The 14,021-nt window shown below is 34.4% G+C and carries 13 protein-coding genes; 5 read left to right on the plus strand and 8 right to left on the minus strand.

Annotated features, from left to right (window positions below):
* Positions 1-24: 24 nt before the first annotated feature.
* Both ftsH and rlmE read right to left on the minus strand, forming a co-directional pair.
* Complete coding sequence (gene ftsH, locus ACGH49_RS02905; RefSeq protein WP_411588198.1) at positions 25-1,902, minus strand: ATP-dependent zinc metalloprotease FtsH; 1,878 nt, start codon at positions 1,900-1,902, stop codon at positions 25-27.
* Positions 1,903-1,978: 76 nt separating this feature from the next.
* Positions 1,979-2,605: a 23S rRNA (uridine(2552)-2'-O)-methyltransferase RlmE gene (gene rlmE / locus ACGH49_RS02910; RefSeq protein WP_296208738.1), complete on the minus strand. Its 627-nt coding sequence runs from the start codon at positions 2,603-2,605 to the stop codon at positions 1,979-1,981.
* Positions 2,606-2,701: 96 nt separating this feature from the next.
* Here rlmE and yhbY point away from each other — a divergent pair, with 96 nt between their 5' ends.
* Complete coding sequence (gene yhbY, locus ACGH49_RS02915) at positions 2,702-2,995, plus strand: ribosome assembly RNA-binding protein YhbY (RefSeq protein WP_296208735.1); 294 nt, start codon at positions 2,702-2,704, stop codon at positions 2,993-2,995.
* Between the two features lie 62 nt (positions 2,996-3,057).
* Here yhbY and greA read toward each other — a convergent pair whose 3' ends face one another.
* Complete coding sequence (gene greA / locus ACGH49_RS02920; protein WP_034910774.1) at positions 3,058-3,534, minus strand: transcription elongation factor GreA; 477 nt, start codon at positions 3,532-3,534, stop codon at positions 3,058-3,060.
* A gap of 303 nt (positions 3,535-3,837) precedes the next feature.
* On the opposite strand from greA, the gene ACGH49_RS02925 reads away from it, so the two are divergent.
* From ACGH49_RS02925 to hslO, 3 genes are all read left to right on the plus strand, one after another.
* Positions 3,838-5,382: a hypothetical protein gene (locus tag ACGH49_RS02925; RefSeq protein ID WP_411588199.1), complete on the plus strand. Its 1,545-nt coding sequence runs from the start codon at positions 3,838-3,840 to the stop codon at positions 5,380-5,382.
* A gap of 100 nt (positions 5,383-5,482) precedes the next feature.
* Positions 5,483-5,878 carry a ribosome-associated heat shock protein Hsp15 gene (gene hslR, locus ACGH49_RS02930; protein ID WP_411588200.1) on the plus strand — a complete coding sequence of 132 codons (396 nt, stop codon included), beginning with the start codon at positions 5,483-5,485 and terminating at the stop codon, positions 5,876-5,878.
* Entirely contained in the window at positions 5,871-6,743 is an 873-nt protein-coding gene (gene hslO, locus ACGH49_RS02935; RefSeq protein ID WP_411588272.1) for an Hsp33 family molecular chaperone HslO, read from the plus strand. Before hslR ends, hslO begins: the two co-directional genes overlap by 8 nt.
* Before the next feature lie 212 nt (positions 6,744-6,955).
* Here hslO and tsaA read toward each other — a convergent pair whose 3' ends face one another.
* The 4 genes from tsaA to metN all read right to left on the minus strand — a co-directional run bounded on the left by tsaA (position 6,956) and on the right by metN (position 10,494).
* On the minus strand, positions 6,956-7,669 hold the full coding sequence (gene tsaA / locus ACGH49_RS02940; protein WP_411588273.1) for a tRNA (N6-threonylcarbamoyladenosine(37)-N6)-methyltransferase TrmO: 714 nt from the start codon (positions 7,667-7,669) through the stop codon (positions 6,956-6,958).
* A gap of 122 nt (positions 7,670-7,791) precedes the next feature.
* Positions 7,792-8,694, minus strand: coding sequence for a MetQ/NlpA family lipoprotein (locus tag ACGH49_RS02945; protein WP_065606037.1), 903 nt, complete (start codon positions 8,692-8,694; stop codon positions 7,792-7,794).
* A gap of 14 nt (positions 8,695-8,708) precedes the next feature.
* Positions 8,709-9,350 (minus strand): methionine ABC transporter permease, encoded by a 642-nt coding sequence (locus ACGH49_RS02950; protein ID WP_065606103.1) that lies wholly within the window; start codon positions 9,348-9,350, stop codon positions 8,709-8,711.
* 112 nt (positions 9,351-9,462) lie between these two features.
* Positions 9,463-10,494, minus strand: a complete 1,032-nt coding sequence (metN, locus tag ACGH49_RS02955) for a methionine ABC transporter ATP-binding protein MetN (protein ID WP_065606035.1) — start codon at positions 10,492-10,494, stop codon at positions 9,463-9,465.
* Positions 10,495-10,609: 115 nt separating this feature from the next.
* On the opposite strand from metN, the gene gmhB reads away from it, so the two are divergent.
* Entirely contained in the window at positions 10,610-11,146 is a 537-nt protein-coding gene (gene gmhB / locus ACGH49_RS02960) for a D-glycero-beta-D-manno-heptose 1,7-bisphosphate 7-phosphatase (protein WP_065606033.1), read from the plus strand.
* Between the two features lie 454 nt (positions 11,147-11,600).
* Here the strand turns inward: gmhB and gyrB are convergent, their stop codons facing one another.
* Positions 11,601-14,012, minus strand: coding sequence for a DNA topoisomerase (ATP-hydrolyzing) subunit B (gyrB, locus tag ACGH49_RS02965; protein ID WP_411588201.1), 2,412 nt, complete (start codon positions 14,010-14,012; stop codon positions 11,601-11,603).
* Positions 14,013-14,021: the final 9 nt, after the last annotated feature.

The raw sequence follows: 14,021 nt of genomic DNA on the forward strand, positions 1-14,021 counted from the left end.
CGCGTTAGATTTTATTTAAGTATTTTAACTTTCTGATTTAGGTGGCGTATCACTTCCTTCATTTGGTATTTTGTTCGCTGCTTGCTCGTCACTTTCTGTCCAATCGTCAGGAGTGGTAATAGGACGACGAGCAATTAAATCAGCAACTTGTTTTGCACCAATAGTTTCATATTTTATTAGAGCATCTTTCATTGCATGAAGTACATCAATATTCTCTGTTAATATTTTACGTGCGCGCTGGTAATTACGATCGATAATTGCTTTGACTTCTTCGTCAATAATTCGGGCTGTTTCGTCCGAAATATCTTTCGGTCGCCCATATGAATTATCATCGGTTTCGTAAAATAATGGACCTAAACGATCAGAAAATCCCCATTGTGTTACCATCGCTCTTGCGTATTGTGTAGCAACTTTTATGTCATTCGATGCGCCAGTGGATATTTTGTTTGCGCCATAGATTAACTCTTCAGCTAGTCGTCCACCATAAAGAGTTGCAATATCACCTTCTAATTTTTCTCTACTCTCACTAACCCGATCACCCTCAGGGAGGAAGAAAGTCACACCGAGAGCTCGTCCTCGTGGAATAATGGTAACTTTATGGATTGGATCATGACTAGGCATTAAGTGACCAATAATTGCGTGCCCTGCTTCATGATACGCAGTTGAAACAAGTTGCTCTTGAGTCATGGTTAATGAACGTCTTTCAGTTCCCATGTTGATTTTATCTTTAGCTTCTTCAAATTCTTCCATGGTCACTACACGTTTATTACGGCGTGCAGCAAATAAAGCTGCTTCATTGACTAAATTTGCTAATTCTGCACCCGAGTAGCCTGGCGTACCTCTTGCAAGGACAGATAAGTCAATATCCGTTCCTAATGGTACTTTGCGTACATGTACGGCAAGAATTTGCTCGCGACCTTTCATGTCTGGTAAGCCAATTTGAACTTGGCGATCAAAACGGCCTGGACGAAGTAACGCGGGATCTAAAATATCAACTCGATTCGTTGCAGCAATGATGATGATACCACTATTGGCCTCAAACCCATCCATTTCAACTAGCATTTGGTTTAGTGTTTGTTCACGTTCATCGTGCCCTCCCATTGAACCTGCACCACGCTTGCGACCTACAGCATCAATTTCATCGATGAAAATAATACAAGGAGAGTGTTTGCGAGCTTGTTCAAACAGATCTCGTACACGCGATGCACCCACACCAACAAACATTTCAACAAAATCTGAACCTGAAATGCTAAAGAAAGGTACATTCGCTTCACCGGCAATGGCCTTCGCCAGTAAGGTTTTACCTGTACCAGGAGGTCCAACCATTAAAATTCCTTTTGGAATACGTCCGCCTAATTTCTGATATTTGCCTGGATCACGTAGAAAGTCGACTACTTCAGTCACTTCCTGTTTTGCTTCTTCGCTACCAGCAACATCGGTAAATTTAGTTTTAATTTGATCAGGAGTTAGCATGTGAGCTTTACTTTTGCCTATCGACATTGGTCCCCCTTTACCACCGCCTTGCATTTGGCGCATCATGAAGAACCAAAAACCGATAAGTAAAATCATAGGAAACCAAGAGACAAAAATACTAAGTATTAAGCTTGGTTTTTCATCAGGTTTACCATAGACTGGCACCTTATTGGCTAATAAATCATCCATTAATTTTTCATCAAGGTACGGGATATAGGTAACATAATTGCCACTATTTTTTGTTGTGGCAACAATTTCTCGTCCGTTAATATGCACTTCTTGGAGATTACCAGCTGCGATATCGGAATTAAATTGAGTATAATTGACTTGAGGTCCGCTATTAGATATTGAGCTAAATTGGCTAAATCCAACAATCAATGCTACAGCGATAACTCCCCAGATCAGTAAATTCTTTACCATGTCGTTCAAAAGAAAAACCTCTCATAAAAATTAATAGTTACGACTAAATTTAACGAAATATAGTACTACAAAATTATACAACTGGCTACTTCATACCCATTGCAACAATATAAACTTCTCGAGACCTTGCGCGTGAAGCCTCAGGTTTTCGAATTTTGACAGTTTTAAACATCGAACGTACTTGCTTTAGATACTCTTCAAATCCTTCACCTTGAAACACTTTAACAATAAAATTACCATTAAGAGCAAGCACGTCTTTACACATGTCTAACGCTAGTTCAACTAAATACATTGCTCTTGGTATATCAACTGCGGGTTGCCCACTCATGTTTGGTGCCATGTCTGACATGACTACTTGAACTTTTTCTTTGCCAACCCGTTCAAGTAACGCTTTTAAAACTGCTTCATCCCGAAAATCTCCTTGAAGAAAGTCAACACCAACAATGGGATCCATAGGAAGTAAGTCACAGGCAATAATACGTCCTTTATTGCCAATAAGCGATGCGACATATTGTGACCAACCGCCAGGAGCTGCTCCTAAATCAACAACCGTTATTCCTGGCTTAAATAATTTGTCACTTTTTTGAATTTCTTCAAGTTTAAACCACGCTCTAGAACGGATCCCTTTTTTTTGTGCTTGTTGTACAAAGCGATCATTAAAATGTTCATTGAGCCAACGAGTTGAACTTGCTGAGCGTTTTTTATTACTCACAACTAATAAATCCTTAATGTAAGAGGTCACTTCATTGATTACAAACATATATAAGGGTAGAATAGCAAAATTACAACTTAATGTGATAAAAATTTAATGAATTTATCGAATAAACAAAAAAAGTATTTAAAAAGTGAAGCTCATCATTTGAAACCTATTGTGATGATTGGGGCTAATGGATTTACCGAAGGTGTACTTGCCGAGATTGACAACGCTTTAAATTTCCATGAGTTGATTAAAATTAAGGTTTCTGCTGAAGATCGTGAAACCAAAAAGCTTATTTGTGATGCAATTGTACGCGAAACAAAAGCGTTACCAGTGCAATTGGTTGGTTCTAATTTCACTATTTTTAGACCAAGCGAAGATAAGAAAATTTCCCTACCTAAATAAATGCAACAGGGCTAAGCCCTGTTGCATTTATCATCTACTTTTATAATTGATTTATTTAATAATTAGATATATTCAACCTTAACAATATCAAATTCAACATCCCCCCCTGGCGTTTTAATTTGTACTGTATCACCGTCTTCTTTGCCAATTAAGCCTCTGGCAATAGGTGAGTTGACTGAAATAAGATTTTGTCTGTAGTCAGCTTCATCATCACCCACTATGCGATATGTTGTCTCTTCGTCCGTTTCAATATTTATTACTGTTACTGTAGCACCAAAAATAATACGACCAGTATTTTTTACTTTGGTAATATCAATAATTTGAGCTTGTGATAATTTACCTTCGATTTCTTGAATACGACCCTCACAAAAACCTTGCTGTTCTCTTGCTGCATGGTATTCAGCGTTTTCCTTTAAATCTCCATGAGCTCTTGCCTCTGCTATTGCTGCCGTTATTTGTGGTCTTTTAACATTTTTTAGCTCTTCTAATTCGGCTCGTAATAGTTCAGCTCCCTTGACTGTCATTGGGATTTGTTTCATCTAAGTATCTCCCGTTTTTACTTATTTAGTAAATAAAAATAACTATCACTTATCTTAATAAAAAGAAAGAGAAAGTTAATTGTTATTTTGGTTATTTAAAAACATTATAGTGAATAATTATATATTAACTGTAAAGCTGACTTAATAACAAATTATTTATACCGAAAATGAGATGATATTTTGATTTAAATCGGTTATCGTAATATAACTACCAGTAGTTGATTATAACAATTATATTTATTTATGCGACGATTACGATTTTATATAATCATCTTCCTAACCATTATTTGGTTTTTGGTATTGTTGTCTTATTTTATCGTGCAAACTTCGTTTGGAGCTAAAATAATTAGTCAACAATTATCCAAATTAAGTTCATATACAATCTCAATCGGCAGTGTTCATCACTCTTTTTCAAATTTTTATGAACTGATTTTTGATGATGTTGTTGTCAATGATAATAATCAAGAGATTGTTAATGTTCCTAAATTAGTTGTGGGGTTTGATAAAAATGATCTATGGCAATTAAGTCATTTTAAATATGTTACTGTTATTAATGGCACTATTAATAATACTCAATCTAGTAATTATGCTTTTTCAGCAAATACATTAAAATTTGTTGATTCAACCATTAATATTTTGGCCAATAATGGAAAGGACAAATTTTCTTTCACAAAAATCAATGGGGGGGTTCAACCTTTTTCTTCATCAGGAGCAGATAAATATCAATTTGATTTTACCTCGCAAGAAACTTTGTTAAATCAAATATCAATAAAATCCTTGCTTATTCAAGGATTTCATCGAAATGGTATTACAACCATTACTAATTTAGGTGGGAATATTAATGACGGATTTTTTGTTAGTAAATTAAAAATACAGGCCGACAATATTTTAAATATCGAACAATTAAATTTGCATAATATACATTTTCAATCAACCGATGATGATTTTTTTGATAGATATTCTCATGTCCTTCCAAAGTTAATAATCAAACAATTATCGATACAGGAAAGTAGTATTCAGTTGCCTAGTTTTTTAATGGAAAAAGGCAATATTGAAGCGACGAATCTTCGTTATGATGGGCAATGGTATTTTGAACAGGGGGCATTTATTTTTACTGCTGAGGAACTTGTTTTGCATGATGAGTTATTTTCGTCGGTATTAGCACAATTATCATTTCAAAACCAAGAAGCGACAATTCAAAAAGTATTAGCAAAATGGAATAAAGGTAGTATAACTTTTTCTGGTAAGTGGAAAGATAATACCTTACATCTAGATCAATTAATGTTAGCGGATATTGTCTATGAGATTCCTGAAAATTTGGGGCAGACTCTGTTACCTAATATTTTTAGAAATATTAAGCTTGATAAGCTGAATGTTTTTCAGAGTTTGATAATTAGAAAGCAGAGCGATTTTCCTTTTAGTTTATATAATTTTCAAGCTTCAGGTAAAGATATCACTTTAGCAAAAGCACAAAAATTAGGACTATTTTCAGGAACTGTTTTTTTGAAATCTGAAAAAGCTTCGTTAAATCGAATAGATATTCGTTATCCAGATCTTGTTCTCAAATTTGATTCTGATAACCGTCCTTCATTAACTTTTAGTTCTTTAACTAATGGAGGAATAATTGAGTCGAGAGCAAAAGTTGATTTATCGCAAAATGAACCGCTATCTTTGCAATTTGATGCTTATGGTGTAACAAGTTCACTACTAGAAAATTGGAAATTGATAAAACAACCGCCAAATGCTACGAATTACTCAGCTAATTTACATGGTAAATTACAACCATTTAATTTCTCAGGTAAATTTTCGGCAAATGGGAATGAGTATATCATTAATCTTGCGCATTGATTTTTACAAAAGCATCCTTATATAACATCGTTAAGATGTTTAAGTTATTATGTTCATTTGAGCTTAAAAACTCAATAATAAGTAATACGAGGTAGTAATAGTGCTTGTAAGATTAGATAAATGGCTTTGGGCGGCAAGATTTTATAAGTCTCGATCGTTAGCACGAGAAATGGTTGATGGTGGCAAAGTGCATTATAATGGCCAACGTACCAAACCAAGTAAGCTTGTTGAAGTCGGTGCAATCTTAACGCTTCGCCAAGGTTCTGATCAAAAAACAGTTCAGGTTTTAGCCATTAGTGAACAACGAAGAACGGCTATTGAAGCCCAACAGCTTTATAAAGAAACTCCTGATAGCATTACAAAACGAGAAAAAATAGCACAAGCGCGTAAACTTAATGCATTAACAATGCCGCATCCAGATAGACGGCCTGATAAAAAGGAACGACGTAATTTGATTAAATTTAAATATGATAGGCAAAAAGATGGCAATGATTAATATGGATACTTTAAACCGTTTTTTATTTGATAATCACCCTATTCGTGGTGAAATTACCCGTCTGGAACAGACATATCAAGCAATTTTAGATAATCATACTTATCCAATTGCAGTACAAAAATTGCTTGGTGAATTATTGGTTGTAACTAGTTTATTAACAGCAACACTAAAATTTGAAGGTGATATTGCTGTTCAGTTACAAGGTGATGGAGCGTTATCTTTAGCGGTTATTAATGGTAATGATCAACAGCAGCTACGAGGTGTTGCTCGGGTTAGTGGTGAAATCGCTGATAATGCAACACTTAAAGAAATGGTGGGTAATGGCTATGTCGTTATTACTATCACCCCTAAAAATGGTGAGCGTTATCAAGGTATCGTTGGGCTGGAAAAAGATACACTTATTGGTTGTATCGAAAATTATTTTATGCAATCAGAACAGCTCCCTACTCGTCTATTTGTAAAAACAGGTGTACATGATAATAAACCAATAGCAGCAGGTATTTTATTGCAAGTTTTACCTGCTAATAAAAATACAGTTGAATCATTTGAACATGTTAGCGCTTTAACTGAGACAATCACTAGTGATGAGTTATTTCAACTTTCTACTGATGAGATTTTATATCGTTTATATAATCAAGAAGAAGTACGTCTTTTTGAAACGCATGATATTACTTTTAAGTGTGGATGTTCACGTCAACGTTGTGAAGATAGTTTAATGACTTTACCAGCTAATGAGATTGATGAAATCCTAAAGGAAAACGAGGGGAAGATTGATATCCATTGTGATTATTGTGGAAAGCATTATCTGTTTGATGCAATTGATATTGCTGAAATTAGAAGTAAAAGTAACCTAAATTATCATTGATTTTCATAGAAAAACACCACTAAGGCTACTAATACCATAGTGGTAAAGTGAAAATATAGGGAATTAAATCCATATTTAATTTAACAGAATAAAAAAAGATACCAATCTGTTTTATATAAAAATTTTGTAAAGAAAATTTACAAAATTATTTTACATTGAAATTAATAAAAAATTTTTTAGCCTTAACTTTTTAAAATTCATAAAAATTATTTTTATTTACTTCCTACATAAATATCTTCAACAATGGCGTGTTGATTTACGATTCTCCATTTAATATTAAAATGGTAAAGTGCAAGTCCGTATGCTTGTTCATTAATGTTTTTTTGTTTATAGGCTGGTCTTGGATCTTGGGATATTACTTGTGTAATTAATTCGGCGAGTTGAGGATAACTTTGTTTTTGTAACTCCAAAGATAATCGTGCTTTTTGTGAGAACTCTACTGTTATTTTTTTTTCAGGAGTAGATTGTGCGTATCCTGCAAGTGCTTCTGAGTGGCTATCGGAATAAGGGAGATAAGGCTTGATATCAATAATTGGTGTGCCATCGACTAAGTCGAGACTTCCTAATTTTAAGACTACTTGCTTATTTTCTATGATGATATCTTTTAACTCTACTGCTGAAAGCCCAATATGATTAGGTCTAAATGGCGATCGTGTAGCAAACACGCCCATTGTTTTATTACCGCCTAAACGAGGAGGGCGAACGGTTAATCTCCATTTTTCAGGGGCAACATGGTGAAATAGGAATAATAGCCATAAATGTGAAAATTGTTCTAATCCTTTTACACTGATAGGGTCATTATAAGGTGCTAATAAATAAAGTTCCCCTTGTCCTGCACTAACTAGATTGGGTTGCCTTGGAACGGCAAATTTTTCACTATACGGTGAGCGGATAATACCGATTGGTTCAATTTGATATATCATTATTGGTCGATAATTTTGTTTATGAGTAGCAGTTTTGTTAAGTCATTTAATTACTATCTCTATTTCCGCCGATCGATACAAAGATCGGCGGATTTAATATTAGTCTAATATTTATTTATAAATTATTACCAACCGCGAATAGCTCCACCATTAAAAATTTGGTCAGCTTTTTGTGCAACAGCTTCGGTTTGGTATGCTTTTACAAAATTTTTCACATTTTCATTATCTTTATCCGTTTCACGCGAAACAATAATGTTGACATATGGTGATTCTTTATCCTCAACAAAAATACCATCTTTACTTGGTGTTAAGTTTGCTTGTCCTGCAAATGCGTTATTGATGATTGCAAGATCAACTTGGGCATCATCCAATGAACGAGGTAACATTGGGGCTTCGAGTTCTAAAATATTATAGTTATAAGGGTTACTGGTAATATCAAGTACAGTTGGTAGTAAACCTTTAGATTTATCAATCGTAATCATCCCTTCATGTTGTAATAATAATAGTGCTCGTCCTAAGTTTGTAGGGTCATTAGGAATAGCAATCGTTGAGTTAGCTGGAATGAAAAATGCTTCACCGCGTGGTGAAGTGACTTTTACGCCTTCGCCTCTTTCTATTGATTCATCAATTGGTTTTAGTTTATGAGAATAGCTTGCAATAGGATAAACAAATGAATTACCTACTAAAGCTAATTTATAGTCACGTTCTTTCATTTGTTCATCTAAATAAGGTTTATGTTGGAAAGCATTTACATCAATTAAGCCATCATTTAATGCTTGATTTGGGGTTACGTAATCGTTAAAAATAACTAGTTCAACATTTAGATTATAAAGATCTTTTGCTTGTTGTTTAACTACTTCAGCAACTTCTTGTTCAGGGCCTGAAATTACTCCGACTTTTAGAACATTTACTTTAGCTGGCTCTGTTGGTTTGTTATCCGTTGTGGCTGTTTGTTTATTATTATCACAGCCAGTTAAAAAAAATGCACTTACCAATGTGGTAATAAGCGCTAGCTTTTTAATAGACATATATTTCTCCAAAATTAATGATGCGTGACGCGTTTAACAATCATATTACCAATAAATTGAATAATAAAGACAATAATAATTAATATAACTAAAACAGTATTCATTATAGCTGGCTTGTAGCCGTTGTAACCATATTGAATAGCAAGTTGCCCAAGGCCTCCTGCGCCAACAGCTCCAGCCATTGCAATATATCCTGTCAAAGTAATTAAGGTAATTGTCATACTATTGACAATTATAGGCAATGACTCAGGTAATAAAACTTTATATATAATTTGTAGTGGTGTTGCACCCATTGAGCGTGCAGCCTCTATTAATCCTTTAGGAACATCTAATAATGCATTTTCTATCATACGTGCAATTAATGGCGATACACCAATACTTAATGGTACCACTGCAGCTTGTTTACCTATAAAGGTACCCATTAAAATTGTGGTGAAAGGAATAATCCATACAATTAATATGATAAAAGGGATTGATCGAAATACATTAGTAATAAATGAAATAGTGCTATTAGCGACATAACAATCCAATATTTGTCCTTTACGCGTCGTATAAAGTAATATACCAACGGGTAATCCAATTATCGTTCCCCAAAAACCTGATAAGATGACCATAAATAGAGTTTCATCTGTTGCTTGTGCCATTTTGAACAGCATTGCTTCATTAAAGCCATTAAATGATGAACAAAAAGCAACAAAGTCAGCCCAAAAATTATATTGAGTTAAATATCGAAATAATGATTCAAAAGGTTTAAATGAAGGAATAAAATCAAACATAGCCGAGCACCTCTACTTTAGTATTATTTTTTTCTAAGAATTGAATTGCTGATGCCATACTTTTTTGTTTCCCTTTCATTTCCGCTAACATTAAGCCAAATTTGACTCCTCCGGCATAATCCATTTGTGCACTGATAATGTTACTATCAATTTCGAATTCTTTAGCGATTTGTGATAATAATGGTAAATCAACAGAGACTCCTGTAAATTCTAAACGTAATAAAGGATTGAGTCCTTCTTTGTGTTCAGATGATAGCCTTATTAAATAATCATCTGGAATACTAAGGTGTAAGGTTGATTGAATAAATTGTCGTGCAATATCTGTTTTAGCATGAGAAAACATTTCGCCTACTGATGACTGTTCAACTAGTTTGCCATCACTTATGACAGCCACTTGATCACAAATCTGTTTTACTACATTCATTTCATGCGTAATTAATAAAATTGTTAGTCCTAATTTTTGGTTAATATTTTTTAGTAATGACAAAATTGAACGTGTTGTTTCAGGATCAAGCGCACTGGTTGCTTCATCACATAATAATACTTTGGGGTCACTTGCCAAAGCTCTCGCAATAGCAACACGTTGTTTTTGTCCACCAGATAAATTAGTTGGATAAACATTCGCTTTTTCTGTCAATCCAACTAAATCCATAAGCTCATTTACTTTCTGCTTAATTGCTATTTTAGGCGTTTTATTTAGTTCAAGAGGGAAAGCGATATTATCAAATACAGTACGTGAAGACAGTAGATTGAAATATTGAAAAATCATACTAATTTTTCGGCGTATTTCAATTAATTTTCTATTAGATAGATTAGTGATCTCTTGATTATCAAAGAAAATCTTCCCACTAGTCGGCTTTTCTAGCAGGTTAATGCAGCGAATAAGTGTGCTTTTCCCAGCCCCTGATTTGCCAATAACTCCGTAAATTTTCCCTTGGGGAACATGGATATTAATGTCTTTTAAAGCATAAATGGGAGTTTTATTATGCTCAAATGTTTTCGAAATATGTTGTAGTTGTATCATAATATATAAAAAAAAAGATGAATAAATGAATATTAAGACGTCTAGACATCTAAGTCAATCAATAATATTCTATGCAATATTAGAGTAATATCTTAATAAAAGGAAGAAACTAAACATGAAGCCAGCTATTTTTTTAGATCGAGATGGTACCATTAATATAGATTATAATTATGTGCATACAATCGATAAATTCCATTTTATTGATGGTGTTATTGAGGCAATGCAAGAACTCAAAAAAATGGGTTTTATGTTAGTTATAACAACCAATCAATCAGGTATTGCTAGAAATATATTTACAGAAGAACAATTTCATACTTTGACTGAATGGATGGATTGGTCTTTACAAGATCGTGGTGTTGATTTAGATGGTGTCTATTATTGTCCTCATGATCCGTTAATTGATAACTGTGAATGTCGCAAACCAAGTCCAGGTATGATTCAAACAGCAGCTAAAGAACTAAAAATTGATATTGCTAATTCCTATATGGTTGGAGATAGAGTGTCTGACCTATTATCGGGTAAAAAAGCTGGCGTTAAAAAAACTGTGTTAGTAAAAACGGGTGATACCATAACAGAAGAGACATTAGAACAAGCTGATTGGATTATTGATAGTTTGGCTGATTTACCAAAAAGAATTAAAAATGAATCTTAGTTATTATTTTAACTAACACTGCGTTTAAATTAAGCGCTATCTTAGTGTGCTAGTTGTGCAATCGTTAATTTAATTGATTCGCAGAAAATTAATAATTACCAAATATAAAAAAGTGATAAATACCAATATTGAAAACTACTATTGTTGGTATTAGTTTTCAATATTGGTAAACACAAAATAAATAATTCAATTAAGCCCATTCAGATTAATAAATCTACCCTGTTGTACTAATTTATAAATTGGAATTTTCATTTTTTATTATGATGATGTGAGTTGGTAAAACACTTTAAAGCGTTTTAAATTGTACAGCTAGTAATTTTAAAACTATCATTAAAGTCAAATCAGATATTTTACCTGATTTGATATTTCAATAATTTCTGGATTTTATTTCATCTACTCCAGACATATTTTATTAATTACCAGATCCAACTATTTCTCTTAATAACGATAATGTTTAGAAATCTAAATTTGCTACTTTAAGCGCATTTTCTTCAATAAATAGTCGACGGGGTTCGACTTCATCCCCCATTAGTGTTGTAAACAATTGATCTGCTTCAATTGCATCTTTAATGGTGACTTGTAACATGCGGCGGCTGGTTGGATCCATTGTGGTTTCCCATAACTGTTCTGGGTTCATTTCACCTAGTCCTTTATAACGCTGAATAGTTAATCCACGACGTGATTCTTTAATTACCCAATCAACAGCTTCGTCAAAAGATTCAACATGTTGTTTGCGCTCACCACGTTGAATAAAGGCGCTGTCTTCAAGTAGATCTTTTAATTGTGCACCAAGATGGCAAATATTACGGTATTCATTACTATGGATGAATACTTGATCTAATGGATAATTAGTATCTACACCATGAGTTTTTACTTTAATGATTGGCACATATAGCTTTGCTTTTTCATTATATTCAGCTGAATAAAGGTAGCTGCTACCATGTTGTTCTTTATTTGATAGTTTTTCAACAAAGGTTTTTGCCCAGTTTTCGGCCTGTTGTTGATTTTGTAGAATACTTTCGTTTAATACATCATGATAAACCAATTCCGATAGCAACACTTTTGGATAGCGACGTTCCATTTTTGTAATAAGTTTTTCGACTTTTTGATATTCAGCAATTAGTCTTTCTAATGCTTCGCCTGCAAGAGCAGGTGCATGGTCATTGACATGTAACGATGCATTTTCAAGCGCTAAGGCAATTTGAAATTGCGTCATTGCCTCATCATCTTTGATATATTGTTCTTGCTTGCCTTTTTTGACTTTGTATAAAGGTGGCTGTGCAATATAAACATAACCTCGCTCAATGATTTCTGGCATTTGTCGGTAGAAGAATGTTAATAATAATGTTCGAATATGCGAGCCATCAACGTCGGCATCGGTCATGATAATAATGCTGTGGTAACGCATTTTGTCTGGGTTATATTCATCACGGCCAATTCCACAACCTAATGCGGTAATTAGTGTTCCGACTTCTTGAGATGAGAGCATTTTGTCAAAGCGAGCTTTTTCAACATTCAAAATTTTACCTTTAAGTGGTAAGATTGCTTGATTTTTGCGGTTGCGCCCCTGTTTTGCTGAGCCCCCCGCAGAGTCCCCTTCCACTAAGTACAGTTCAGATAGAGCTGGGTCTTTTTCTTGGCAATCAGCAAGTTTACCCGGTAATCCGCCTAAGTCTAAAGCACCTTTTCTACGTGTCATTTCGCGTGCTTTACGGGCGGCTTCTCGTGCTCTTGCTGCATCGATGATTTTTCCGACAACAATTTTGGCATCGCTTGGGTTTTCAAGTAGATATTCTGTTAACTTTTCACCCATTACGGATTCAACTGCGGATTTTACTTCTGATGATACCAATTTGTCTTTGGTTTGTGATGAGAATTTAGGGTCAGGTACTTTAACTGACACTACCGCAATTAACCCCTCACGAGCATCATCACCTGTGGCGCTGATTTTGGCTTTTTTGCTGTATCCTTCAGCTTCCATATAGTTGTTTAATGTTCGTGTCATTGCTCCACGGAAACCTGCTAAGTGAGTACCGCCATCTCGTTGTGGGATGTTGTTAGTAAAGCAATAGATGTTTTCTTGGTAACCATCGTTCCATTGTAGTGCTACTTCAACACCAATACCGTCTTTTTCTGTGCTGAAATAAAATATTTTAGGATGAATAGAATTTTTGTTTTTGTTTAAATATTCAACAAACGCTTGAATACCACCTTCGTAGTGATAATGTTCACTTTTGCCGGTACGCTCATCAAGTAATCTTATAGATACACCTGAGTTTAAGAATGATAATTCTCGTAGTCGTTTTGCTAATATTTCGTAGACAAACTCAATATTGGTAAACGTTTCTGGGCTTGGCCAAAAGCGTACATAAGTGCCAGATTCAGATGTTTCACCAATTACTTTTAGTGGCTCTTGCGGTACACCTAAGTTATAAACTTGTTGGTGGATTTTTCCATCACGATAAATAACTAATTCTAATTTATCTGATAAGGCGTTAACAACTGAAACACCTACACCGTGCAAACCACCAGATACTTTGTAAGAATTATCATCAAATTTACCACCAGCATGTAATACGGTCATGATAACTTCTGCTGCTGAAACACCTTCTTCTTCATGAATACCTGTTGGAATACCGCGACCATCGTCACGCACAGAAACAGAGTTGTCGGGATGGATAGTTACTTCAATATGGTGACAATACCCAGCTAATGCTTCATCTATGGCATTATCAACAACTTCAAAAACCATATGGTGAAGCCCTGTGCCATCATCAGTATCACCAATATACATACCTGGACGTTTACGGACAGCATCAAGCCCTTTGAGTACTTTAATGCTAGAAGAATCATAAGAATTAGACATGGATTTCTC

Source organism: Gilliamella sp. BG7, from assembly GCF_046635565.1.
GTDB lineage: Bacteria > Pseudomonadota > Gammaproteobacteria > Enterobacterales > Orbaceae > Gilliamella > Gilliamella apicola_P.